The organism is Arsukibacterium indicum (assembly GCF_019100565.1).
GTDB lineage: Bacteria > Pseudomonadota > Gammaproteobacteria > Enterobacterales > Alteromonadaceae > Alishewanella > Alishewanella indicum.
The window spans coordinates 66,857-90,700 of record NZ_JAHRID010000006.1 but is presented as its reverse complement, the minus strand read 5'-3'; the positions used below and the strand labels follow the sequence as shown (position 1 = coordinate 90,700).

At 48.1% G+C, this 23,844-nt stretch carries 23 protein-coding genes; 19 read left to right on the top strand and 4 right to left on the bottom strand.

What is annotated here, in order from left to right; genetic code table 11:
• Nucleotides 1-12: 12 nt before the first annotated feature.
• The 5 genes from argC to argH all read left to right on the top strand — a co-directional run bounded on the left by argC (nucleotide 13) and on the right by argH (nucleotide 5,403).
• A complete protein-coding gene (argC, locus tag KQY15_RS13250) occupies nucleotides 13-1,044 on the top strand; it encodes an N-acetyl-gamma-glutamyl-phosphate reductase (RefSeq protein WP_254795704.1) in 1,032 nt (343 codons plus the stop codon).
• Nucleotides 1,041-1,811 carry an acetylglutamate kinase gene (gene argB, locus KQY15_RS13245; RefSeq protein WP_217669925.1) on the top strand — a complete coding sequence of 257 codons (771 nt, stop codon included), beginning with the start codon at nucleotides 1,041-1,043 and terminating at the stop codon, nucleotides 1,809-1,811. The genes argC and argB overlap by 4 nt, the downstream gene beginning before the upstream one ends.
• A 70-nt stretch (nucleotides 1,812-1,881) precedes the next feature.
• Complete coding sequence (locus KQY15_RS13240) at nucleotides 1,882-2,796, top strand: ornithine carbamoyltransferase (protein WP_217669923.1); 915 nt, start codon at nucleotides 1,882-1,884, stop codon at nucleotides 2,794-2,796.
• A gap of 7 nt (nucleotides 2,797-2,803) precedes the next feature.
• On the top strand, nucleotides 2,804-4,009 hold the full coding sequence (locus KQY15_RS13235; protein ID WP_217669921.1) for an argininosuccinate synthase: 1,206 nt from the start codon (nucleotides 2,804-2,806) through the stop codon (nucleotides 4,007-4,009).
• Nucleotides 4,010-4,014: 5 nt separating this feature from the next.
• Nucleotides 4,015-5,403 (top strand): argininosuccinate lyase, encoded by a 1,389-nt coding sequence (gene argH / locus KQY15_RS13230; protein WP_217669919.1) that lies wholly within the window; start codon nucleotides 4,015-4,017, stop codon nucleotides 5,401-5,403.
• Nucleotides 5,404-5,539: 136 nt separating this feature from the next.
• On the opposite strand, the gene KQY15_RS13225 is transcribed toward argH, so the two are convergent.
• On the bottom strand, nucleotides 5,540-8,176 hold the full coding sequence (locus KQY15_RS13225) for a penicillin-binding protein 1A (protein ID WP_217669917.1): 2,637 nt from the start codon (nucleotides 8,174-8,176) through the stop codon (nucleotides 5,540-5,542).
• A gap of 153 nt (nucleotides 8,177-8,329) precedes the next feature.
• Here KQY15_RS13225 and KQY15_RS13220 point away from each other — a divergent pair, with 153 nt between their 5' ends.
• From KQY15_RS13220 to KQY15_RS13180, 9 genes are all read left to right on the top strand, one after another.
• Nucleotides 8,330-9,409: a pilus assembly protein PilM gene (locus tag KQY15_RS13220; RefSeq protein ID WP_217669915.1), complete on the top strand. Its 1,080-nt coding sequence runs from the start codon at nucleotides 8,330-8,332 to the stop codon at nucleotides 9,407-9,409.
• Nucleotides 9,397-9,993: a PilN domain-containing protein gene (locus KQY15_RS13215; RefSeq protein WP_217669913.1), complete on the top strand. Its 597-nt coding sequence runs from the start codon at nucleotides 9,397-9,399 to the stop codon at nucleotides 9,991-9,993. Before KQY15_RS13220 ends, KQY15_RS13215 begins: the two co-directional genes overlap by 13 nt.
• Nucleotides 9,990-10,589 carry a type IV pilus inner membrane component PilO gene (locus KQY15_RS13210; RefSeq protein ID WP_217669911.1) on the top strand — a complete coding sequence of 200 codons (600 nt, stop codon included), beginning with the start codon at nucleotides 9,990-9,992 and terminating at the stop codon, nucleotides 10,587-10,589. The genes KQY15_RS13215 and KQY15_RS13210 overlap by 4 nt, the downstream gene beginning before the upstream one ends.
• Nucleotides 10,586-11,122 carry a pilus assembly protein PilP gene (locus tag KQY15_RS13205; protein WP_217669909.1) on the top strand — a complete coding sequence of 179 codons (537 nt, stop codon included), beginning with the start codon at nucleotides 10,586-10,588 and terminating at the stop codon, nucleotides 11,120-11,122. The genes KQY15_RS13210 and KQY15_RS13205 overlap by 4 nt, the downstream gene beginning before the upstream one ends.
• Before the next feature lie 18 nt (nucleotides 11,123-11,140).
• Nucleotides 11,141-13,207 carry a type IV pilus secretin PilQ gene (locus tag KQY15_RS13200; protein WP_217669907.1) on the top strand — a complete coding sequence of 689 codons (2,067 nt, stop codon included), beginning with the start codon at nucleotides 11,141-11,143 and terminating at the stop codon, nucleotides 13,205-13,207.
• Nucleotides 13,208-13,373: 166 nt separating this feature from the next.
• The gene (gene aroK / locus KQY15_RS13195; RefSeq protein ID WP_097112490.1) at nucleotides 13,374-13,892 is read left to right on the top strand and encodes a shikimate kinase AroK; all 519 of its coding nucleotides are present in this window, start codon (nucleotides 13,374-13,376) and stop codon (nucleotides 13,890-13,892) included.
• A 19-nt stretch (nucleotides 13,893-13,911) separates the two neighbouring features.
• Nucleotides 13,912-14,967, top strand: a complete 1,056-nt coding sequence (aroB, locus tag KQY15_RS13190) for a 3-dehydroquinate synthase (protein WP_217669905.1) — start codon at nucleotides 13,912-13,914, stop codon at nucleotides 14,965-14,967.
• Nucleotides 14,967-16,427 (top strand): hypothetical protein, encoded by a 1,461-nt coding sequence (locus KQY15_RS13185; RefSeq protein WP_217669903.1) that lies wholly within the window; start codon nucleotides 14,967-14,969, stop codon nucleotides 16,425-16,427. Before aroB ends, KQY15_RS13185 begins: the two co-directional genes overlap by 1 nt.
• Before the next feature lie 4 nt (nucleotides 16,428-16,431).
• Entirely contained in the window at nucleotides 16,432-17,307 is an 876-nt protein-coding gene (locus KQY15_RS13180) for a Dam family site-specific DNA-(adenine-N6)-methyltransferase (RefSeq protein WP_217669901.1), read from the top strand.
• On the opposite strand, the gene KQY15_RS19300 is transcribed toward KQY15_RS13180, so the two are convergent.
• The 3 genes from KQY15_RS19300 to KQY15_RS13165 form a co-directional block, all read right to left on the bottom strand.
• On the bottom strand, nucleotides 17,249-17,443 hold the full coding sequence (locus tag KQY15_RS19300; protein ID WP_217669900.1) for a DUF2970 domain-containing protein: 195 nt from the start codon (nucleotides 17,441-17,443) through the stop codon (nucleotides 17,249-17,251). The genes KQY15_RS13180 and KQY15_RS19300 overlap by 59 nt on opposite strands.
• Nucleotides 17,443-17,697 carry a hypothetical protein gene (locus KQY15_RS13170; RefSeq protein WP_217669899.1) on the bottom strand — a complete coding sequence of 85 codons (255 nt, stop codon included), beginning with the start codon at nucleotides 17,695-17,697 and terminating at the stop codon, nucleotides 17,443-17,445. Before KQY15_RS13170 ends, KQY15_RS19300 begins: the two co-directional genes overlap by 1 nt.
• Nucleotides 17,698-17,850: 153 nt before the next feature.
• On the bottom strand, nucleotides 17,851-18,531 hold the full coding sequence (locus KQY15_RS13165; protein WP_217669898.1) for a TorF family putative porin: 681 nt from the start codon (nucleotides 18,529-18,531) through the stop codon (nucleotides 17,851-17,853).
• A 221-nt stretch (nucleotides 18,532-18,752) separates the two neighbouring features.
• On the opposite strand from KQY15_RS13165, the gene rpe reads away from it, so the two are divergent.
• The 5 genes from rpe to KQY15_RS13140 all read left to right on the top strand — a co-directional run bounded on the left by rpe (nucleotide 18,753) and on the right by KQY15_RS13140 (nucleotide 23,782).
• Entirely contained in the window at nucleotides 18,753-19,430 is a 678-nt protein-coding gene (rpe, locus tag KQY15_RS13160; protein ID WP_217669897.1) for a ribulose-phosphate 3-epimerase, read from the top strand.
• Between the two features lie 77 nt (nucleotides 19,431-19,507).
• Nucleotides 19,508-20,512, top strand: a complete 1,005-nt coding sequence (trpS, locus tag KQY15_RS13155) for a tryptophan--tRNA ligase (protein WP_217669895.1) — start codon at nucleotides 19,508-19,510, stop codon at nucleotides 20,510-20,512.
• Nucleotides 20,513-20,545: 33 nt separating this feature from the next.
• Entirely contained in the window at nucleotides 20,546-21,160 is a 615-nt protein-coding gene (locus tag KQY15_RS13150) for an anthranilate synthase component II (protein ID WP_217669893.1), read from the top strand.
• Complete coding sequence (locus tag KQY15_RS13145; RefSeq protein ID WP_217669891.1) at nucleotides 21,157-22,272, top strand: HDOD domain-containing protein; 1,116 nt, start codon at nucleotides 21,157-21,159, stop codon at nucleotides 22,270-22,272. Before KQY15_RS13150 ends, KQY15_RS13145 begins: the two co-directional genes overlap by 4 nt.
• Before the next feature lie 292 nt (nucleotides 22,273-22,564).
• The gene (locus KQY15_RS13140; RefSeq protein ID WP_217669889.1) at nucleotides 22,565-23,782 is read left to right on the top strand and encodes an aspartate aminotransferase family protein; all 1,218 of its coding nucleotides are present in this window, start codon (nucleotides 22,565-22,567) and stop codon (nucleotides 23,780-23,782) included.
• Nucleotides 23,783-23,844 lie beyond the last annotated feature (62 nt).

Below are 23,844 nucleotides of genomic sequence, written 5' to 3'. Positions count from 1 at the left end.
AGTATGGTTAACATGTCTTTAGTTTCTTCTTCTGAACAAAAAATTCGAAGCGCCGTGTTAGGTGCTGCTGGCTACAGTGGCGCTGAGTTATGTGCATTGCTGGCAGCTAACCCCTATTTCTCACTGGACTATGCGTTTGCTTCTGGCGGCCGGACCGCTGAGCCGTTAAGTCAGTTATATCCGCGTTTCACTAATGCTATCGATATTGTGGTAGAGCCCTGGCAGGACGAGCGGATAAGTTCGTTGCAGATAGATGTGGCTTTTCTGGCACTGCCGCATGAAGCGAGCGAAGCTGTTACCCCATTGCTGCTGGCGGCGGGCATCGTGGTTGTTGATTTATCAGGTGCTTTCAGGCTGAAACAGGCGGATTTGTATCCAAAGTATTATGGTTATCAGCATCAGCATCCAGAGTTGTTAGCTAATGCTGACTATTGTCTGATGGAGTGGTTGAGTGAGGTACCAGGCGATTTAATTTCAGTACCCGGCTGTTACCCTACGGCTTGCTCACTGGCGTTGCTGCCGTTAATTAAAAATGAATTACTGGCAGAGCACAATATTCCGGTAATAAATGCTACTAGCGGGGTGTCTGGTGCCGGCCGTAAAGCCGCGCTCAGCACCTCGTTCTGTGAAGTGGGCCTGAATGCCTATGGCTTTTTCGGGCATCGTCACCGGCCAGAGATTGAACAGAATTTACGCAGGAAAGTGGTGTTCACTCCGCATTTAGGTAATTTTAAGCGCGGCATACTGGCAACCAGTGTCGTCACATTAAAAGCGGGCATAACCCCGGAGCAGGTGAAACAGGCCTTCACCGAAGCATACCAGCACAAACCGCTGGTACGGTTGCTTAGCCAGTCACCCAATGTCGCCAATGTGGCCGGTACGCCATACTGTGATATTTACTGGCAACAGGATGGTGAGCAGCTGGTGGTTGTTTCAGCAATTGATAATCTGCTTAAAGGTGCTGCGGCACAGGCAATGCAGGCAGCCAATGTCCGGTTTGGTAAACCGGAAACTGCCGGTTTATTCAGCGGGGTGGTGGTATGAAAACCTTACCCCTGGTAATTAAAATGGGTGGCCGTCTGTTGCAGGATCGCCCGGCAATGGACGCGTTACTGTCAGTTTGCTGCCAGCTGAAACATCAGCTGCCTGTGGTGTTGGTGCATGGTGGCGGCGACCAGGTTGATCAGTGGCTGGCAAAGTTTGGCTTTACCACCGAAAAAATTGATGGTCAGCGGGTGTCACCGCCAGAGCAAATGCCCGTTATTGCCGGCGCCTTAGACGGCGCAGTAAATGCTGAGCTGGTTAGCCGTGCCATGCTGCAGGGTTTAAATCCGGTTGGTCTGAATTTATCTGCCGGCAGCAGTTTGCAGTTTACCGTCAATAGTAAGCTGGGCGCGGTAGGTTTTGCCAAAGCGAATGACGCAACACTGCTTAATGTGTTACTAGAACAAGGTTTTACTCCGATATTCAGTTCAGTGGGTATAGGCAGTGAAGGGCAGCTACTGAATGTTAACGCTGATTTAGCTGCAGCAGCGATTTGTCAGTTAGTGCAGGGCGAACTGGTGCTGCTGACTGATGTACCAGGTATTCTGGATAGTCAGATGCAACTGATTACCGAGCTTACACCAGCAGGCGCTGCTGAATTGGTAGCCAGCGGCGTGATTAAAGGTGGGATGAAAGTGAAACTTGATGCGGCACTTGAAACCGGCCTGGCGCTACAACGCAATATTATTGTTGCGGGCTGGCAGCATCCTGAAAACTTATTAAAACTGATGCAGGACGAGCCGGTAGGCACCTGCATTTTATATTAAACCCGCCGCAGTGTATTAATGCACTGCAGGCATAATCTGGGAAACCGCCTGGCGGATTACAGCGTGTTTTATGAGTAAATTAAGCCAGTTACTGTGCTTAACCGATCTGAGCCAGCACCAACTGCGTGACATTCTGACCCTTTCCCTGGAGATTAAGGGCGATCCGGCACAGTATCGCACTGCATTGGCCGGTAAAAGTGTTGCTTTGTTATTTGAAAAGCCGTCTTTGCGCACCCGGGTCAGCTTTGATGTCGGTATTCATAAGCTTGGTGGGCATAGTGTCTATCTGGATTTACAAAACGGTGCCATGGGCGTTCGGGAATCCGTGCAGGATTTTGGTAGCAACCTGGCGTGTTGGACCGATGCAATAGTGGCCCGGGTTTTCTCCCAGAAAACCCTGATAGAACTGGCCCGAAGCAGTCAAAAGCCGGTTATTAATGCGCTGAGTGATTTATATCATCCCTGCCAGGCACTGGCAGATTTACTGACATTGCATGAACAATTTGGTGAGCTGAATAAGGTTCATCTGGCTTTTGTTGGTGATGGCAATAATGTTTGCCATTCATTAATGCTCGGAGCTGCCATTATGGGTATGGACCTGACTGTTATCACGCCGCCGGGCTTTGGCCCCGACGCTCATGTGTTACTAAAAGCCCAGCAACTGGCAGCAAAAAGCGGTGCCAAACTGGTGCTTAGCCAGCATTTATCGTCTGCTGCAGGCGTCGACGCCATCTATACCGATACCTGGTTGTCGATGGGCGCAAAAGCAGACCCTAAACAGGTGGGCCAGTTATTTGCCGACTATCAGATAAACACCGCAGCAATGCAGCGGTTAGCGGTAAAACATTTTATGCACTGTTTACCGGCTCATAGGGGGCAGGAAGTAACCAGTGAAGTACTGGACAGTGATTATTCATTGGTATTGCAGCAGGCCGAAAACCGGATGCATGCTCAGAATGCCGTGTTAGTCAGTTTATTTAGTTGAGGTAATAATGAGCGTTAAAAAAGTGGTATTGGCTTATTCGGGTGGTTTGGATACATCTGCTATCGTGCCATGGTTAAAAGACAATTATAACTGTGAAGTTATTGCCTTCGTTGCCAATGTCGGTCAGGGTGATGAAGAGTTGGCGGGTGTTGAGCAAAAAGCCATAAACTCGGGTGCCAGCAGCTGCTATGTTGTTGATTTAAGGCAGGAGCTGGTAAATGAGGTGATATTTCCAACTTTAAAAACCGGTGCGGTATACGAAGGTCAGTACCTGCTGGGTACCTCAATGGCCCGGCCGGTGATTGCCCGTGCCCAGGTTAAACTGGCGTTGGAGCTGGGGGCCGATGCGTTATGCCATGGTTGTACCGGCAAAGGCAATGATCAGGTTCGCTTTGAAAGTTGTTTTGCAGCATTGGCGCCGCAGCTTAAAGTTATCGCGCCATGGCGGGAATGGAAGTTTAATTCACGTCAGTCTTTGCTGGACTATCTGGCAGAGAAAAAGGTGCCAACCACCGCATCAGCGACTAAGATTTACAGCCGCGATGCTAACTTATGGCATATTTCTCACGAGGGCGGCGAGCTGGAAGATCCCTGGTGCGAGCCATCCGAGCAGGTATGGATGTGGACCAAATCGCCAGAGCAGGCACCTGATCATCCTGCTTATGTTGAACTGAGCTTTGCGCGGGGCTTATTAACCAGCGTTAACGGCCAGCAACTTGATGGTGTAGCTGCGATAGAATTGTTAAATGAACTGGGCTCAGAACATGGCATCGGCCGGATTGATATTGTAGAAAACCGCTTGGTGGGAATGAAATCCCGCGGCTGTTACGAGACGCCTGGCGGTACTATTCTGTTGGCCGGCTTAAAAGGGCTGGAAGCGTTGGTATATGATCGCAGCTCGCTGAAGTACCGTGAGGAAATAGGCCTGGAGTTCGCCCAACTGGTTTATGACGGCCGCTGGTTTACCCCGTTAAAAGATGCCTTACTGGCTGCCGCTACCTCACTGGCTGAGCAGTTAACCGGTGATGTCGTTATTAAACTTTATAAGGGCAATGTTACCGTAGCTAAACGTCGCTCGGTTAATACCCTGTATTCTGAGGCATTCGCAACCTTTGAAGGTGATGAGGTATACGATCAGAAAGATGCGGCTGGTTTCATCCGGCTGTATAGTTTGGCCAGCCGGATCCGGGCAATGCATCAACAAAAGGACTAACCATTATGGCAATGTGGGGAGGACGTTTTACTGAAGCGACGTTAAGCGAATTTCGTGATTTTAACGATTCACTTAGTTTTGATTACTTGCTGGCGCAGCAGGATATCGCTGCGTCCAGAGCCTGGGCTAAAGGGCTGTTGCAAGCCGGGATTATTACTGATGCTGAAGCATTGCAACTGGATCAGGGGCTGGCAGATCTCGCAATTGCGATTGAAGCGGATCCGCGTCTGCCGCTGCAAACGCAGGAAGAGGATATTCATAGCTGGGTAGAGAGTCAGCTGACTGCCAAGCTTGGCAGTGTGGCTAAAAAGCTGCACACCGGCCGTAGCCGCAATGACTTAGTTGCTACCGACTTAAGGTTATGGACCCGGCTACAAGCTGGCACGGTGCGTAAATCTTTACTGGCTGCACTGGCGGCCTTGCTGGAGTTTGCCGAGAAAGCACAGCAGGCCGTGATGCCGGGCTTTACCCATTTGCAGCGGGCTCAGCCCGTTTTGGTCGCACACTGGGCCCTGGCTTATGTGGAGATGTTTAAACGGGATCTGGGCAGGCTGGATGATGCCGTAGCCAGAATGGACTGTTGTCCTTTGGGGTGTGGTGCCCTGGCGGGCACCGGTGTAACCATTGACCGTCAGGTGTTGGCAACTGAGCTTGGCTTTAGTCAGGCGGCACTCAACAGTCTTGATGCCGTATCAGATCGTGATTATCTGGTAGAACTTTCTGCAACTGCCAGCTTATGTATGACCCATTTATCCCGGTTATCAGAAGATGTGATTTTCTTTTGCTCCGGTGAAGCTGGGTTTTTCAAGCTCGGTGATGCGATAAGTTCTGGCTCATCACTGATGCCGCAAAAGAAAAACCCTGATGTGTTTGAGTTACTCCGGGGCAAAACCGGCAGAGTATTAGGCCACCTGGTGGCTATTTTACATGTGCTTAAAGGCCTGCCACTGGCTTACAACAAGGATATGCAGGAAGACAAGCAGGGCTTTTTTGATTTAATGCATAGCTGGCAGCAATCTTTGCTGGTACTGGCGACAGTGTTACCACATCTGAGTGTTAATCATGAGCAGTGCCGCAAGGCTGCCGAGCTTGGTTACAGTAATGCCACTGATTTAGCCGATTATCTGGTAAGCAAAGGCATGCCGTTTCGGGATGCCCATGAATGTGCCGGTGAGCTGGTACTGGTTGCGTCAAAACAGCAACTACCGCTGGAAGCACTTAGCCTGAATCAGTTGCAGCAGGTTAGCGGGTTAATTGCCGATGATGTATATCCGGCACTGACGCTGGAAGCGGGAATGGCAAGGCGGTGTGCCTTAGGTGGCACAGCGCCGGAGCAGGTAATGCAGGCGCTGGCTCAAACAAAAAGCTGGTTTGATAGCATTGGTACTGACTGAACCTGGTTTAACGACAGCATGACCATAACAAATAAGGCCAGCAAAAGCTGGCCTTATTCTTACCAGCGCAACTGCACCTTAAAGCAGGTGAAAATTGCCTGTTGTAATCGGAGCGCTATGGTTTGCCAGGCCTGTTTTAAAACAGCTCAGATTCATCCGGCTCAGCTTTTTTATCATTATCAAAGTAAATTTGTTGTACGTTACTTTGACTATACTGAGTTGGCTCAGTCCCTATTTTAAAGTATTCAAAACTACTGGTATGGTCGGTGCTGCGGCTAAGCAGGCCACTGGCCAAATCAATTCTGACCGATGACAGCCCGGTCGGCGGTTGTCGTGTCTCTTGCTCGAAGTCAGGTAGCACCTGGGTCATATAATCTAACCATGCGGGAAGCGCCGTGCGCGCGCCTGACTCGGTTCCGGCGCTCTGATCCTGGCCCATATTGGCATGCCACTGCGCCCGGCCAAGACTACGATTAGCGTCATCAAAGCCGACCCAGGTAGTTACAGCTGTTGCCGTGGTAAAGCCGGAAAACCAGGTGTCTTTTGAATCATTGGTGGTACCGGTTTTTGCCGAAATATCCCGCCTTTTCAAACGTTGCACCCGCCAGGCGGTGCCATTCCAGCCGGTGCCCTTACTCCAGTCGCCGCCGCCCCAGACACTGCTGGTAAGGGCGTCGGCAATTAAAAAGGCATTCTGGTTGCTGATAACCTGCTCGGCAAGTAAGGGTTCTGCTTGCTCAGGCTCTGCCGGAGCGTCTTGTTGCATGGTGTTGAACAGCTCGTAAAGCTGCTGTTCAGTGTCGGCCTCTGTCATTGCTGCATCGTCGCTTGCGGCCAGCTCGTCAGTTGCCACGTCTTGTTGCTGGCATGCTGAACAGGCAATTTCAGGCGTGTGCTGATAAATCACTTCATCCTGTTCATTCAGTACTCTATCAACCACAAAAGGTGTCACCAGGAAACCGCCGTTAGCAAATACCGCATAACCCGTCACCAGCTCTAACGGTGTTAAAGAGGCGGAGCCCAGAGACAGTGTTTCATTGCGGGGTAAGTCACTGGCGGTAAAGCCAAAACGTTGCAAATGACGGATACTTTCATCTATACCAACGCCTCGCAATAACCGTACTGACACCACATTTTTCGATTTAGCCAGTGCCTCTCGGATCCGGATGGGGCCGTCATAAACCGGCGGTGAATTGCGCGGCCGCCAGGCAATACCAGCATTGTCATCCCATTGATGAATAGGGGCGTCATTCATGATCGAAGCCAGCGTATAGTCCTGCTCCAGCGCTGCTGAGTAAATAAATGGTTTAATATTTGAGCCAACCTGGCGTTTTGCCTGGGTTACCCGGTTAAACTGGCTCTGGCTGAAGCTATAACCACCCACCAAGGCCTGGATGGCGCCGTTCTGTGGATTGACCGCTACCAGTGCACTGCTGGCGGCCGGGATCTGGCTAAGCCGCCATTGATCGTCCTGCTGCCTTACCAGAATATGCATGCCGGGCGCCAGGATTGCCGCGGCACTTTTGGGGGCAACACCCTGACGCTCGTCATTAATAAAAGCTCTGGCCCACTTTAAACCGTCCCATTCCAGCATTATTGTTTGCTCACTGGCCAACAATATTTCAGCGCTGTTGTTAAAAACTGACAGCACGATTGCCGGCATTAAATCTTCAATACCTTGTTGCTTAGCTAGGTAAGCAATGATTTCAGCATGCTCCGGGCGATCTGTCTCGGTAAATACCGGCTGCTGTTCTGCATCAGTATCTGGCTTATTGGCATTGGCATCGAGCTCAGCTTGCCATAATCTCGCCACTGGCCCGCGATACCCATGCCGTTCATCATAATTGTATAAATTCTGCTGCAGCGCTTGTTTGGCTGCTTGCTGATGTTCACTTTGCACCGTTGTGTAAACTTTGTACCCTTCAGAGTAAGCGACTTCTTCACCAAACCGCTCTACCATTTGCTGGCGCACCATTTCAGCAATATAAGGTGCTGAAGCCGTAATTTGAGCACCATGCAATTTACTGGTAATCGGGGCGGCTAATGCCTTACGATAATCCTGCTCGCTTATTACATCTATAGCACGCATTCTGGTCAGCACGACATCACGACGGCTTCTGGCATTGGCAGGTGAACGGATAGGGTTAAGGATTGAAGGGGCTTTAGGTAAACCGGCGATAATTGCAATTTCGTCCAGTGTAAGTTCGTCCACCGTTTTACCAAAATAAACCTGGGCTGCAGCGCCAACACCAAATGAGCGATGGCCTAATTCGATTTTATTCAGATAAAGCTCGAGAATTTCATCTTTCTCTAACAGCTGTTCAATTTTGAACGCCAGAAACACTTCTTTAATTTTACGGATGATCTTTTTTTCCCGGCTGAGGAAAAAGTTCCGGGCCAGTTGCTGGGTTATGGTACTGGCACCCTGGCTGAAGTCACCAGACGATGCAACCACGGTAGCTGCCCGCATAATGCCGATAATATCTATACCAGGGTGATCATAAAACCTTGTATCTTCAATAGCTAAGAACGCCTGAATGAGTAAAGGTGGCATTTCATCCAGTTTTAACGGTATCCGCCGTTTCTCGCCAAATTGGGAAATAAGCTGGCCATCCGCGGTGTAAACCTGCATTGGGGTTTGCAGCTTAACTTCCTTTAAGGTAGCAACGTCAGGCAGATCATTGCGGACATAAAAATACATCGCAACGATCGTCAGGATCCCAGCGAAAAAACCAACCAGACAGACTATTAAAAGTTTTTTAACCCAAGACACTGAATAACCCCAATTTTTACTCCCAATTCCTTTACAACGCTGCTAGTATATATTTATTGGCTGTCGATGAAACGCTTTTTCTTGCTAAAAAATAGCGTCTGAGCTAAGAATACGACAATAAGAATCATAACTATAAAATGGCCACAGGAAGCTATGATAAAAAGCCTGTTCAGTAAACAAACACCTATGATGGTAGGCATTGATATCGGTGCTCACTCCGTCAAGGCTGTGCTGTTAAGCCAGCATGGTAGCCAGTATAAGGTGGAAGCCTTTGCTGTCGAACCGATGATCAAAGGCGCGATGTCAGATCGTGAGATCCAGGATATCGAAGCCGTCGGTAATGTGATCGGCAAGATCCGCAAGAAGATCCCACGGTCAGTCAAGTTCGCCGCTGCTGCGGTATCCGGATCCACAGTGATCAGTAAAGTCATCTTCATGGATGTGTCATTAACCGATGCTGAACTTGAAAGTCAGATTGAAGTTGAAGCGGATACGCTGATACCTTATCCACTGAATGAGGTTAGCCTCGACTTCGAGAAACTTGATGTCAACGAGTCTGACCCGTCTAAAGTAAATGTACTGCTTAGCGCGGCCCGCACCGAAAGTGTTGAAGCGCGGGTAGCGGCATTGGACAATGGTGGCTTCAACGCCAAACTGGTTGATGTGGAAAGTTATGCCCTTAGCAGAGCTGCTGAATTGTGTTTAAAGCAATTACCAGATGATGCTGCAGGTAAGGTTGTGGCACTGGTTGATATCGGCGCCACCATGACCCTGCTCAGTATTGTAGAGAAAGGCAAAACCCTGTACACCCGCGACCAGGCATTTGGTGGCGAACAATATACCCGCAGTATTCTGTCTTATTACAACAAAAGCTACGATGAAGCGGAACTGGCGAAAGTTAGTGGTGATTTACCCCCTAACTATACATTTGAAGTGCTGGCGCCGTTCCAGACCATGCTGTTACAGCAAATTCGTCGGGGCATCCAGATGTACTTAACCAGCAGCGGCCGTGATGCGGTGGACTACCTCATTGTCTCAGGCGGTACGGCGTTAATTGAAGGCATCGATAAGCTATTAGTTGACGAACTTGGCATCCACACTGTTGTGGCCAATCCCTTCAAAACCATTGATGTTGCCACCTCCGTTGATCGTGAGCAATTAAATAAAAGCGGCCCGCAACTTATGGTTGCAAGCGGCCTGGCATTACGGAGTTTTTCATCATGGCATATATAAATTTACTGCCCTGGCGTGAAGCTGCGCGCAAAGAAAAACAAAAGCAGTATGTCACCCTGCTGGCAATGACGGCGGTATTTAGTTTTCTGGTTTTTTTCCTGATCAATATGGTTTACAGCAGCATGATTGACGGTCAGTACCAGCGCAATCGGTACCTGGAAAACGAAATTAAAGTGCTGGATCAGAAAATTGCTGAAATTCGTAACCTGAACGAGACTAAACGCAGTTTGCAACAACGGATGAGCCTGATTGAACAATTGCAGGGTAGCCGTAATCTGGGTACTGAAATTATGTCTGAGATTGCCAGGGTCGTGCCCTCGGGAATTTATCTTACACAATTAGAGAAAAAAGGCTCAAATTTATTGTTGGTTGGCCGAAGTGAATCTAATAACCGGCTGTCGACAATGCTGCGGGATGCAGAGCAATCGGAGCTACTTGATAGTCCGTTACTGGAGTTTATTGAAGCCGGTAAAGATGAATCACGGTTACTTAGTAACTTTAAAATGCATCTTACGGTGAAAGGCTACGAAGCAGTACAGGAAAGTGAGCCGGTTACACCCAGTGCGAGAGGTGGTGCACGATGAGCATGAATTTCAATTTATCTGAAATTGATATTAATGATCTTGATATCGAAAACATGGGGTCATGGCCCGTTGCGGCTAAAGTTATTTTCGCCATTATTTTGGCGGCGTTGGTCGCAACCCTAAGTTATTTTCTGTTGATTGACAGCAAAATTGACGAACTTAACAGCGCCAAACAGAAAGAAACAGAGTTACGACAACTTTACCGTACGCGTTATGCATCGGCGGTTAACCTTGATCTGTATAAGCAGCAGATGGTAGAAATGGAAAATACTTTTTCGTTTTTACTTAAGCAGCTGCCAACCACCCATGAAACTCCGGGATTGCTTGACGACATCACTTATGTCGGTACTACCAGCGGTCTGACATTCCTGCGGATAAACTGGGAGCCGGAAATAGAAAAAGAATTTTATACCGAGCTGCCTATTAAAATTGATGTTGTCGGTGACTACCATCAGTTTGGTAACTTTGTTAGTGAAGTAGCTAAGTTGCCACGGATAGTCAGTTTGCATGACTTTTCAATTCAGACGGCCGAAAATGAACGGTTACGTTTTAATGTGACGGCTAAAACCTATCGTTATAAGGAGACTGCGCAATGAGAAAACTCATCATAGCGGTCTCTGTTGCAACGTTATTGACGGGATGCTTCGATGACCTGAGTGACGTTCAGGCTCATATGGATTCTGTAAAAGCCAGTACTCAGCCCAGAGTTGAGCCGCTGCCAGAAGTGAAAGAGTTTGAGCATGTTGCCTATGTGTCACAAAATAGCCGCAGCCCTTTCTCAGAACCACGACCTGAAGCCGTGCAGGATCGATTCTTGCAGGTTCAGGATTGTCTGCATCCGGATCCGCGGCGACGCAAAGAGCCGTTGGAGAAATATGCACTGGATAACCTGAAGATGCGCGGAACTCTGGGTGACACCGGTAATATCTGGGCGTTAATTGAAGCGTCTGATAAAACTTTGCACCGGATAACGTTGAATAACTATGTTGGTTTATTTCATGGGCGGGTTATCACAGTAGAGCCTACCCATGTTGAATTGTTAGAGTTGATCCCAGACGGGGCAGGTTGCTGGAAAGAGCGGACTACCATGATTCAAATGGTCGAAAATACAGCAATGACGAGTAATTGATAGGTGTGCGAGTATATCATGGATAAAATAATCAAAAGAATTTCACGAGGAATCACCGGCACCCGGCTTTGTCTGGCAGCGTTATTGTTGCTAGCCTTGCCAGCAGCGGCAGTCCCATTGCTGTACGATGTCCGGTATAACCCCTTGCTCACCGGCGAAACAGAGATCGAGTTTATTTTCGACGAAGATCTCTACACCGATCCAAGTATTCAGGTGTTTAATGAACCGGCAAGGATCGAATTATATTTTGATAATTCAGATTATGAAGAAAAGCTTGAAGAAGTTTTAATCGATAAAGCCGGAGTTAAAAGAATAAAATCTGAATTCCTTGGCGAAGGTTTTAAATCTACCATTTACCTTGATTACCTTAAAATATACCGGACACGGGTACGCGGTAATGTGTTTTACATGCACATTTCTGATAATCCGACAGCGGAGCAGGTAGGTCAGGCCGCTGATGTAACGCCGACTTACATCAACCGATTGCAAGCGATTGATTTTCGTCGTGGTGAGAAAGGCGAAGGGCGGGTGCTGGTGTTCCTGCGTGAAAACACCGCTGCTGTTGACGTGACTGAGCGTGCAGGTAAGTTAATTGTTGAATTTCATAATACTGATATTCTTGACGAGTTGCTGTATCAGCTGGACGTAATGGATTTTGGAACTATTGTAACGGGTATTGAAACCTTTAAAGATGGTGCTTCAGCCAGGTTGGAAATTGCTACCAGCGATGCTTTCACTTACACCTACCAGCAAATAGATAACATTTTCACCCTGAACGTTGAGCGCGATACCTCCAATCGCAGTATTTTAGGCGGTGGTCGTGAATACAAAGGCCGGGCAATATCATTAAACTTCCAGGATATTCCTATCCGGACTGTGTTGCAGATTATCGCCGACTATAACGGTTTTAATCTGGTTACCAGTGACTCTGTTACCGGCAATATCACGCTTCGTTTAGATGGTACACCATGGGATCAGGCACTGGACATCGTATTACGGGTTAAAGGCCTTGATAAGCGGATGGATGGTAATATTCTGATGGTTGCGCCAACTGAAGAGTTATCTGCTCGTGAGGCACGTGAGTTAGAGGCGAAACAACAGGTTGAACAACTTGAACCGTTATATTCAGATTATCTGACCATTAACTATGCCAAAGCAGGTGATTTAGCAGGACTGCTTGCTAACAAGGATGCTACTTTGTTATCAAGCCGTGGCAGTGTAGTGGTGGATGAACGGACCAATACTATCTTAATTAAAGACACAGCTAAAAATATCGAAAGCGTTCGCAAACTGATCGAGCGTCTTGATATTCCGGTGCGTCAGGTGCTTATTGAATCGAGAATGGTAACCGTGCGTGACAGCGTTACCGATGAACTGGGTATTCGCTGGGGATTCAGTGACCAGCAAAGCACCAGTGGTGGCAACCGCGGCGTATCGGGTAATGCTAATGGCTCAAATGCTATTTCAACAGGTCAGTTCCCGGCGCTGGACGATCGTTGGAATGTTAACCTGCCTGTTCAGAACCCGGCCGGTAGTATTGCCTTCCATGTTGCGCGCTTGGCTGATGGTACTTTACTTGATCTTGAGTTATCAGCTCTTGAACAGGAAAATAAAGGCGAAATTATTGCCAGTCCGCGGATTACCACGTCAAATCAGAAAGAAGCCCGGATTGAGCAAGGTGTGGAAATTCCTTACGTGCAGGCTGCTTCAAGTGGTGCAACAACAGTTGAATTTAAGAAAGCCGTGTTAAGTTTAACCGTAACGCCACAAATTACCCCGGATAACAAGATTATTCTTGACCTGGTTATTACCCAGAATACCCGTGGCGAAACTGTTGCGACGCCAACCGGACCAGCTACCGCGATCGATACCCAGCAAATTCAAACTCAGGTATTGGTTGATAATGGCGAAACGATTGTGCTGGGTGGTATATACCAGCAGCAGATATTGTCAACGGTATCTAAGGTTCCAATGTTCGGAGACATCCCTTATGTCGGTGCCTTGTTCCGGTCTAAACGTGATGTAAATGAGAAAAATGAACTGCTTATTTTCGTTACTCCAAAAATTCTGACCGAAGGCCAGTAATACTGTTCTGATGCGGGAGTCGTTCACTGGCTCCCGCATAAAGTCAGATTTAACTTGCCAACGAAAGGCCATTCCTGACATAATTCAGCGCTTCAAATTTTCGCGGGAGCCTTTTGGTCCTTGAATTCAACTTTTCATTGAGTAAGCTGATTTAGCACTACGACATATGGCAGAAAAACGTAATATCTTCCTTGTTGGCCCGATGGGCGCAGGCAAAAGCACTATCGGACGTCATTTAGCAGACATGCTTCATCTTGACTTTTACGATTCAGATCAGGAAATCGAGCGCCGCACCGGTGCAGATATTGCCTGGGTATTTGATCTTGAAGGCGAAGATGGATTCAGAGTGCGCGAAGAAACGGTAATTTCCGACTTGACCGAATTACAAGGTATCGTTTTAGCGACAGGTGGCGGCTCGGTGATCAGTAAAGAAACCCGTAACCGTTTATCAGCGCGGGGTATAGTAGTTTATCTGGAAACGCCAATAGAGAAGCAGGTGGCCAGAACGCAACGTGATAAACGCCGGCCGTTGTTGCAGACTGAAGAAGCGCCGCGCGAAGTGCTAGAAAGATTGGCTGCAGAGCGTAACCCACTATACGAAGAAATTGCTGACTTCACAGTACGTACCGACGAACAAAGTGCCCGTGCGGTAGCAAACCAGATAATTGATCAGTTAGGTTTTTAACGCAAAAAGGGAGCTGCAAATGCAAAAAGTTGAAGTCCAACTTGGCCAGCGCAGCTACCCGATTGATATCAATACCGGTTTTACAGCCTTGCCAGCGTCACTGGCAAGTGCCAGACAAGTTGTTATTGTTTCCAACCCAACGGTAGCTCCGCTTTATTTAGCTCAGGTCAGCGCCTTATTCAGTCACCCCTGTCACCATATGCTGATAGAAGACGGTGAAGCTTTTAAAACGCTCAATTCTTTCGAATCCATCATGTCGTTTTTACTTGAAAAAGGTATGTCGCGTGATGTGCTGCTGGTTGCACTTGGTGGCGGCGTAATTGGAGATCTGACCGGTTTTGTCGCTGCCTGTTTTCAACGTGGCGTTCGATTCTTGCAAATACCCACCACGTTACTGTCTCAGGTAGACTCATCAGTCGGCGGCAAGACGGCGGTTAATCATCCTCTTGGCAAGAATATGATCGGTGCCTTTAAACAACCGGAACATGTTGTTATCAGCACTGTCACCCTGAACACTCTGCCAGAAAGAGAGTTTGCAGCCGGTATGGCAGAAGTTGTCAAATATGCGTTGCTTGGTGATGCACAGTTTTTAGACTGGTTAATCCAACATCGCGAACTGATATGTCAACAGCATCCTGAAACACTTGCACAAATGATTTGCCATTGCTGTCAGATGAAGGCTGATATCGTCAGTCGGGATGAAACCGAGCAGGGGGATCGTGCGCTGCTCAACCTTGGTCATACTTTTGGCCACGCTATCGAAGCGTTTATGGGCTATGGCAATTGGCTGCATGGCGAGGCGGTTGCGGTTGGTATGGTAATGGCGGCGGAGTTGTCTGCCCACCGTGGCTGGCTCAGTGAGCCGCAGGTAAATATAGTACGAAGTGTCCTGCAGTCCTTCGGATTGCCGGTTGCTATGCCAGACCAGATGCAGATAGCAGACTTTTTGCCGTTTATGAAAACCGATAAAAAAGTTAAAGACGGCCAGATGAGGTTTGTTTTACTGCCGGCATTGGGTAGCGCTAAGCTGTTCGCCGATGTTACTGAAGCTGAATTGTTGCAGGTTTTTAGTTAATGGATACTTCGGTATTACAGCAAAAACTTGCAGCACAGCGTCACTTGCTGCCATCGCAGCATGAGTTACTGAACAGGCTATTATTTCAGCTGGCATTTAATGATTTTCAGAACATTGGTTTAGTCGGTGCGGAGGGTAGTGGCAAGTCAACACTTGCCTTGGCGTTGGCTGAGCTCTTCTCTGAACTGGCAAATGTCGCGCTGATAAACGGCAGTGTGCCGGAGTCAGAACTCGAGAAACAATTGCAGCAACATTGGTTTGGTAAGCGTCAGGCTGAACCGTCGCTGGCCGCTATGATGGCAGAGCCGGTTGCTGGTGCGTTGCCACTTGTGTTAATTGTCGACAATTTTAATCTGTTAAGCAGCAGTGCCCGTAAACAGCTACTGCAGCTTGATTGTCTTGGGTTTTATATGTTGGCAGAACCCTGTGCTGACATGGCGCTTAATTTAAGTATCAATATTCCTACGTTGCAAGATGCAGGGCAGGTACTGAAAGAGAAAGCACTTGATCCACTGGCAGTCGCTGAGCGATTTGCGGCGAGTCGCGGCAATATGCACTTATTGCATAGTGCAATTGTCAAGCCTGAGGAGCGTAAGAGTCATAGCGCGGCAATCTGGTTGCTGCCAGCTGCTATGGCTTTGTTGGTTGTGGCAGCGGGCATGTATTGGTTATTCCCGGGCAGCGCTGATAAAACTGCTCAGAATTATCCAGTAAATAATGAACTGACGCAGCCTGATTCAACCCGTGTAGAAATACCAGAGCAAGCCAACACACTATTGCCTGTTGAAAACCCGATATCAGAAGACAGCTCCGAGCCAGCAGACAGCCCTGAGCCAACAAACAGCCTCGAGCGAACAAACAACACTGAGCCAGACGTTTCCAGTGCCGATCATACTGCGGCAACGGAACTGCCGGTTAGTATTGAGTTAGCCGGACAAACCGAAGTGACAATGACTGGTGAATCATATTCTGAACAATCAACGTCTGAGTTAACCACTACAGAAGCAGCTGTAGGTGAATCTGCCACGCCAGAGCAGCCTGCAATAGACCGGCAGAGTGAGCTTGTAGAGTCAGAGGAGCGTCTGATACAGGGCATAGCAAATGAACCCGCTGCTAAACAGGCTGGCGCTTTGTATCAGGAGCAGAAGTTACTGGAGTTATCTCCTGATTTTAGATTGTTGCAGTTAGCGGTTTTGTCATCTGAAACTGCTTTAGAACGGTTTATCCAAGCTTACCCGGATACAGACATAATGGTATATCGGCGTAGCTGGCAGGGTAAGTTGCAATGGATAATTCTGGTAGATCAATATTATCCAGATGTTAGCAGCGCCCGTCAGGCCAGAGCGTTGTTGCCTGAGCCATTACGTGCCGCTGGTCCGTTTATTAAACCGGTCGGGCAGGCGCAACAAGAAATTAAAGCCTTAGCGCGCAGCCGTGCTGAAGCAGAGTTGCAGGATTAGGCGGGTGAATCTGAAACGTAACCGGGCTTTTTTGAAGTGGGCCGGTGGTAAATACAACCTGATACCTGAACTGATAAAACATCTGCCACCCGGGGCAGAGTTAGTTGAACCCTTTGTCGGTGCCGGCTCAGTATTTCTGAACACTGATTACCCTAGTTATGCTCTGAACGACATTAACGCTGATTTGATCCAGCTGTATCAAATTGTGCAGCACAAAGCTGATACTTTTATTGCCGACGCCAGCAGCCTGTTTTGTGACAGTGCCAACTTGCGTAGCAGCTATCTTGCCTTTCGGCAGCAATTTAACAGCAGTACTGACCCCTACCAGCGTGCACTGTTATTCCTCTATCTAAACCGTCATGGTTATAACGGCCTGTGCCGGTATAACCTTTCCGGGAAGTTTAATGTACCGTTTGGCAGTTATAAAAAGCCTTATTTTCCCGAAGCGGAACTGTATTACTTTGCAGAAAAGGCCCAAAAAGCCAGATTCAGTTGTCTGAGTTATCAGCAGGTGTTTGCCAGATTGCAACCCGAGGCAGTAGTTTACTGCGATCCCCCTTATGTGCCACTTAGCAAGACAGCAAGCTTTACCAGCTATGCCCGGCAGGGTTTCAACCTTGATGACCAGGCACAACTGGCTAACCTGGCTGAATCGGCTCAGCGAGATGGGCACAGTGTTCTGATAAGTAACCACGATACTACCTGGACCCGTAAAATCTACCAGCAAGCGGCATTACACAGCATTCAAGTGGGCCGTTCAATAAGTCAGAATGGGGCAGGAAGAGGTAAGGTGGCAGAGTTGTTTGCGTTGTATCCGGCAATTAAGCCAATACCAGAGTTACCGTTACCAGCAGAATTGCAACGAACAATAACGCTGTAATAACACCGACTACGATATATGGAACAACGCTTTTGGTTTGGAAGTCGAGTTGGCGCTGCTGTTCTGACTGAACACCAATAAATGCACCAAGCACTGCTTTAATGACCTGCCAGGTTCCGGGCTTGGTTTCTGCCATTAATTTGTTTTACTGCTTGCAGGGCTCAGCCGGTTTAATAATTCCAGAAAATCAACAAAATGGAACTGAGTAGAGCGGCTATCGCCTTTAATCCAGCTTAACCAGTTTTGCTGAATGTTGGTACATGCTTCTCCAGACGTTTGGCTTATACCATCCTGGCATAATGGACTGGCTTTAAAATAGCCAATGGCTGTAACAGCCATCACTAAAGCAGCTCCAATCGCTAACGCTTTACTATTAAAGGTAATTTTCATGTTAAATCCAGTTAACGCTTTAATCACTAGTTGCAGAGTTTAATTGATCTGCATTTCGGATACAAGTTGCTTATTTAGTATACGCTGCAGTAGTTAACCGGATCAGTTGCTCAGGCATACTGAGCAACTTTTTTAAGATGAGGTCAGCTGTACTTAAAAGCTTTTTGATACACTGAAAATCACCCGGCTGTCACACAAGTTACAATCATCGATATCGGTATCTACGTAAGCAAGGCTTAATCCTGCGCCAAGCACTTCGGTACTCAGGCCAATACTCCAGTCGAGATAGCTGGCGGCACTGTCATCGTATTCATTGTGGCCAACGTGTAAATCGAGAGCCAGATTATCAGTCAGTGCATAGCTATAACCGCCGTACAAATAGAAATAGGTACCGGCGTTGGCATAATAGTCATCACTGTAAGCCAGACCAAAGGTAAAATCTTTATAAGAAGCTGAGCCATAAAGCTCATAGAAATTAGACCCAGCAAATTCAGTGTTCGGGTAACCATAGCGCATCACACCCACATCCACTGACCATTCTTCGTTGATTGCCCCGCTCCAGCCCAGCATTACATCAAATTCAAGGGTGCCTTGGCCGCCGAAATCAACGCTTGAACCCCATACTGAAACATAGAAACCAGATTCATCACTCAGCGTTAAACCACCCTGAATGGCCGGAGCTTCATCGGTCTGCGAAATACCACGAAACGCATAGTCAGAGGTAAAGGTAAGATCACCGCTAAGTTCTACTGCATGGCTCTGAGTGCTGGTACTGGCCAGGCCAAAAAGTAAACCGGCAGTCACTAAACTGGAAAGAGTTATTGTCATTTTCATTGGTATTGCCCTTATGTTTATTCCCTGGCTAATTTATTCCAATAAGCATGCCAAATGAAAAAGAGCATATAATACAAAGACATAAGTTGAATGGTAACAATCTGCTGTTATAAATTGCGCTCTACTGGTGCGCAGCTGCCTGCTTTTTGTGCAACTTTCAGCAGGTGCTTTTTGGCAGCTAATTCAGTAAAGTCAGCTTTTCTGAAAAGTGGAGCGAAGTTATGTTGCCATATTTAATAGCCCCTTCAATTTTATCTGCAGACTTTGCCAGACTCGGCAGTGACATTGACAGTGTGTTAGCCGCGGGGGCTGACGTCGTACATTTTGATGTGATGGATAATCATTATGTACCTAATCTGACTATAGGTCCTATGGTATGTAAGGCGATTAGAAATTACGGCATTACTGCGCCAATCGATGTGCATCTAATGGTTGAACCGGTTGATAGTCTCGTGCCGCAGTTTGCAGAAGCCGGCGCCAGTATTATTACCTTTCACCCCGAAGCGTCACGCCATATTGACCGCACCCTGCAGCTGATTAAAAGTCATGGTTGTCAGGCTGGTCTGGTATTTAACCCGGCAACACCACTAAGTTATCTGGACCATGTACTGGATAAACTGGATGTTATTTTGCTGATGTCAGTTAATCCTGGTTTTGGTGGCCAGAAGTTTATTCCTGCCACGCTTGATAAACTGGCCCAGGTACGGCAGCTAATTGACGACAGTGGCTTGCCAATCAGATTAGAAGTCGATGGCGGTGTAACTGTTGATAACATTGGTGACATTGCTAAAGCCGGTGCCGATATGTTTGTGGCCGGTTCCGCTATTTTCAGCAGTGATGATTATCAGCAGACCATCAGCATGATGCGCCAGCAGCTTGCGGCAGTGCATGGCAAATAATTTTCTTCGGTCACAGGTCGCATGCGGCTATAATGCCAACCTTTAAGAATGTATAAATTCAGGACAGTGAACCCAACATGAGTAGCAAACCAATCGTATTAAGTGGCGCCCAACCTTCAGGACAACTCACCATTGGTAACTATCTGGGCGCTCTGCGGCAATGGGATCAGATGCAGGATGACTATGACTGTCTGTATTGTATTGTCGACTTGCACGCAATAACGGTGCGCCAGGACCCGCTTGCACTGCGAAATGCGTCTCTGGACAGCCTGGCACTTTACCTGGCTTGTGGTATTGACCCAAAGCGCTCGGCGGTATTTATGCAGTCACACGTGCCAGAGCATAGCCAGTTAGCCTGGGTGTTAAATTGCTATACCCAGTTTGGTGAGCTTGGCCGGATGACCCAGTTTAAAGATAAGTCAGAACGCCACAATAATAACGTTAATGCCGGCTTATTTACTTACCCGGTATTGATGGCCGCCGATATTTTGTTGTACCAGGCCAATCAGATCCCGGTAGGCCATGATCAAAAACAGCATTTGGAGCTAGCGCGGGATGTAGCTATGCGTTTTAATACAGCCTATGGCGAAATTTTTACCGTGCCGGAGCCTTTTATTCCGCCTGTCGCGGCCCGGGTAATGAGTTTGCAGGATCCGACTAAGAAAATGTCGAAATCTGATGAGAACCCATGGAATTTTGTTGGTTTGCTGGAAGACCCGAAAATGATCAGCAAAAAATTTAAAAAAGCCATGACCGACTCTGACGATCCGCCACGGGTCCGTTTTGACATAGACGCCAAACCTGGCGTAGCAAACTTGTTAAGTATCCTAAGTGGCGTTACCGGTAAATCAGTGCAGGCGCTGGAAGCAGAGTACGAAGGTAAAATGTACGGCCATCTAAAAGGCGACGTTGCCGATGCAGTTATTGCCTTACTGGAGCCGGTGCAAAAATCCTTTACCGAGTTACGGGCTGATTTGCCGGTACTGCAAAGCGTCATGCGGGCCGGAGCTGAAAAGGCCCGCAGTCGTGCTGCAGCAACCCTGGCAAAAGTCAATGATGCGGTAGGTTTTGTTGCACCCTGATCCTTTTTCCAGGCTGTTTTTTCGGAGCGCTGCATGCTGCTGATGATCGACAATTACGATTCTTTTACCTGGAATCTGGTGCAGTATTTCGCTGAACTTGGTCAGCAGGTTGTAGTAAAACGCAATGACGAGCTTAGTGTTGCTGCTCTCGCTGCCCTGGCACCTGATTATCTGGTGATATCGCCCGGGCCAGGCACACCAGATCAAGCCGGTGTCAGCCTGGCGGCAATTGAATATTTTGCCGGTAAAATACCTCTGCTGGGTGTTTGCCTTGGCCATCAGGCGATTGCCCGGGTTTTTGGTGGCAAGGTTTGCCGGGCGGCGAAAGTGATGCATGGGAAAAACTCTGAGATATATCATCAGGGCCAGTCGGTATTTGCCGGGTTGCCCAACCCGTTATCAGTTACCCGGTATCATTCGTTGCTGGTTGATGCAGCCAGTTTGCCGACAGAACTGACAACCACAGCCTGGACCGGTAAACCAGAACAACAGGATGAAATAATGGCTTTAATGCATGGTGAAATGGCAATTCATGGCGTCCAGTTTCATCCTGAAGCGATTTTAAGTAAAGCAGGTAAAGCAATGTTGAATAATTTTCTGCAACTGCGTACTGTTGCCTGCCAACAACAGGTGGTTAATCAGCAATGAGCAACCTGAACGTACCTTTGCCCCAACTTTTCTGGGATGATTTCATCGGTGTCAACCCTGAAGCCACTCGTTTGCAATATCAGGTTAAAACGGGTTCAGCTACTAGCCGCAAACTGCTGGCGGTTGATGCGGCTGCTATGCAACAACGATTGGCCGGCCAGCAAGCCCGGCAGCAGTTTGTTGAGTTTGCCCAGGCCCATATGCACGATCAGGTTGCCGACCAGCTGTTTCAGCGACTTGGCAATATTTCGCTGGTCAGTGCCTCAATTTTTGATTTAGGCGAACAGTATCATCAGGTTTTGGATAAGCTGGCCTACAAAGCGGTAACTATTAACCAGCTGGACCCCTTAATCAGCGAAATTGACTGGTTAAAAGAAGACCTGCTCAAATTGGTGAATCAACCGCAATATCGCAATCGTACGGCTTCAGGTGCGTTAATTAAGGATGTAAAAACCGCTTTGCGTTTTCTCGGGGTGGAAAGTTTGCAGTTAATCGTGCCGGTATACGGCATGCGCCGCTGTTTACCTCATGCGACTGACCCGTTTGTTGGCTTGAAAACACGCTTATGGGATTATACTCTGGCCTGTGCCATTGCTGCACGCAGGTTGGCGGAGGACAGTGCTGAGCTACCTTACGCCGCGTTTTGTGTTGGCTTGTTTCATCCGCTGGGCCATATCGTAGTAACCCGCAATTATCTGCGTACCTATCAGCAAATTAAGCAGGAAGAACTGCTTAAGGCGCGGGATGAACGTAACACTGAACTAACCGATGCGCTGGATGGTCTTGAACCGGATGCCGGTTTCTTAAGTAATAGTTTGTTGGAATTTGCCGAGATACTCAGTGCTGATATCAGCTCACGCTGGTCGTTGCATCATTTGCCTCTGTGCCAAACGCTGGATCAGTTAGCGGAAGGGATCGGCTTTAACGGCATCAGTCCTTTAGGACGAATAGTGCAGCAGGCCCAGGTTTATGTGCAATGGCAGCATCTGAAGGCTGCCGGTAAAGCGGGCTCACAAGAAGCGCTTAACTGGTTTTCAGCGGTGAATTTAACCGACGAACAGCAAAATACGCTGGCAAAAACCAATTTAAAACGGCTTAGTATCGATTTATAACATTTTTTTTGACCATATTCATGCAGCTCACCATTTACAGGTTCGCCGGGCCAGATTGCCAGCTGCACCTTTAGCGTAAGTGAAGGCTCGTTTTAAGCTGACTTCCGTTAGTTGCGTAGTTATTCATTTCGATTGCAAATCTATCTGTAGCCCTTGATTTTTCTGGCTTTAGCCATTTTTCCTGACAAGACAAAGGCGTCGAAACCTGTAATAATGCTCTGATAATTACCGGCAGTGGCAGTGCGTTTCTGACCAACAGACCGACCCCCCGCTTAAGAAAGAGGAAAGGAACATGACAACAAACTTTGCAGTAAACCGGGCCTTATTTGATGAAGTTATGGTGCCAAATTATGCTCCGGCCAGTGTGATTCCGGTGCGTGGACAGGGCTCCCGGGTCTGGGATCAGAACGAACGTGAGTATATAGACTTTGCTGGTGGTATTGCTGTCAGTAGTCTGGGTCATTGCCATCCAGCTTTAGTAGGTGCATTAAAACAACAGGCGGATAAGCTGTGGCATTTAAGTAACGTTCTGACCAATGAGCCGGCATTGCGTCTGGCAAAAAAGCTGGTTGATGCCACGTTTGCTGACAAAGTATATTTTGCTAATTCTGGTGCTGAAGCCAATGAAGCGGCTTTTAAGTTGGCCCGTCGCTGGGCACTTGATAAATTTGGCGAGCAAAAGCAACAAATTATTTCTTTTGGTAAAAGCTTTCACGGTCGTACTTTCTTCACTGTAACCGTCGGTGGTCAGGCCTCGTACTCTGACGGTTTTGGTCCTAAACCGGGCGCAGTAGCGCATGCAGAATTCAACAATCTGGACAGCGTTAAAGCGCTAATTTCAGACAATACCTGTGCCATTGTTGTCGAACCCATTCAGGGCGAAGGCGGTATTATTCCGGCTGAACCTGCATTTTTGCAGGGCCTGCGGGACTTATGTGACCAGCACAATGCGCTGCTGGTATTTGATGAAGTTCAAACCGGAGTTGGGCGCACGGGTAAGTTGTATGCGTATATGAACTACGGTGTCACGCCGGACATTCTGACCACGGCTAAATCGTTAGGTGGCGGTTTCCCAATCGGTGCCATGCTAACCACTAATGCCATTGCCAGTCATTTAAAAGTCGGTACCCATGGCAGCACTTATGGCGGTAATCCGCTGGCCTGTGCCGTTGCTGAAGCAGTTATTGATACTGTTAATCAGCCGGAATTGCTGGCAACTGTGTTACGAAATGAGCAGATGTTCCGCGAGTGTCTGCAACAGGTAAACAGCCAGTATCAGGTTTTTACTGAAGTGCGGGGCCAGGGCATGCTGCTGGGTGCAGTACTGACAGAAAAATACCGCGGCCGGGCCCGTGATTTCTTTTTAGCCGCTGCCGATCAAGGGTTGATGGTTTTAGTGGCCGGGCCGGATGTCATCCGTTTTGCACCATCACTGGTTATCACCGAACAGGATATCCGCGAAGGGATGCAGCGCTTTGCCGCAGCAGTAGAACAGGTAGTCGGAGCTTAAGATTTATCGTAGCTGCGACATCCCACAATAAGCGGCATTAAGACCGCATTATGAAGCATTGC

Coding starts and splice junctions, on each gene's coding strand:
- KQY15_RS13150 (WP_217669893.1), top strand. CDS start 20,546: ATGCTGCTGATGATCGACAATTACGATTCTTTTACCTGGAATCTGGTG.
- argC (WP_254795704.1), top strand. CDS start 13: ATGTCTTTAGTTTCTTCTTCTGAACAAAAAATTCGAAGCGCCGTGTTA.
- aroK (WP_097112490.1), top strand. CDS start 13,374: ATGGCAGAAAAACGTAATATCTTCCTTGTTGGCCCGATGGGCGCAGGC.
- KQY15_RS13220 (WP_217669915.1), top strand. CDS start 8,330: ATGATAAAAAGCCTGTTCAGTAAACAAACACCTATGATGGTAGGCATT.
- KQY15_RS19300 (WP_217669900.1), bottom strand. CDS start 17,443: ATGGCAGAAACCAAGCCCGGAACCTGGCAGGTCATTAAAGCAGTGCTT.
- trpS (WP_217669895.1), top strand. CDS start 19,508: ATGAGTAGCAAACCAATCGTATTAAGTGGCGCCCAACCTTCAGGACAA.
- KQY15_RS13170 (WP_217669899.1), bottom strand. CDS start 17,697: ATGAAAATTACCTTTAATAGTAAAGCGTTAGCGATTGGAGCTGCTTTA.
- KQY15_RS13200 (WP_217669907.1), top strand. CDS start 11,141: ATGGATAAAATAATCAAAAGAATTTCACGAGGAATCACCGGCACCCGG.
- KQY15_RS13210 (WP_217669911.1), top strand. CDS start 9,990: ATGAGCATGAATTTCAATTTATCTGAAATTGATATTAATGATCTTGAT.
- KQY15_RS13140 (WP_217669889.1), top strand. CDS start 22,565: ATGACAACAAACTTTGCAGTAAACCGGGCCTTATTTGATGAAGTTATG.
- KQY15_RS13205 (WP_217669909.1), top strand. CDS start 10,586: ATGAGAAAACTCATCATAGCGGTCTCTGTTGCAACGTTATTGACGGGA.
- KQY15_RS13185 (WP_217669903.1), top strand. CDS start 14,967: ATGGATACTTCGGTATTACAGCAAAAACTTGCAGCACAGCGTCACTTG.
- aroB (WP_217669905.1), top strand. CDS start 13,912: ATGCAAAAAGTTGAAGTCCAACTTGGCCAGCGCAGCTACCCGATTGAT.
- rpe (WP_217669897.1), top strand. CDS start 18,753: ATGTTGCCATATTTAATAGCCCCTTCAATTTTATCTGCAGACTTTGCC.
- KQY15_RS13145 (WP_217669891.1), top strand. CDS start 21,157: ATGAGCAACCTGAACGTACCTTTGCCCCAACTTTTCTGGGATGATTTC.
- argH (WP_217669919.1), top strand. CDS start 4,015: ATGGCAATGTGGGGAGGACGTTTTACTGAAGCGACGTTAAGCGAATTT.
- argB (WP_217669925.1), top strand. CDS start 1,041: ATGAAAACCTTACCCCTGGTAATTAAAATGGGTGGCCGTCTGTTGCAG.
- KQY15_RS13215 (WP_217669913.1), top strand. CDS start 9,397: ATGGCATATATAAATTTACTGCCCTGGCGTGAAGCTGCGCGCAAAGAA.
- KQY15_RS13235 (WP_217669921.1), top strand. CDS start 2,804: ATGAGCGTTAAAAAAGTGGTATTGGCTTATTCGGGTGGTTTGGATACA.
- KQY15_RS13240 (WP_217669923.1), top strand. CDS start 1,882: ATGAGTAAATTAAGCCAGTTACTGTGCTTAACCGATCTGAGCCAGCAC.
- KQY15_RS13165 (WP_217669898.1), bottom strand. CDS start 18,531: ATGAAAATGACAATAACTCTTTCCAGTTTAGTGACTGCCGGTTTACTT.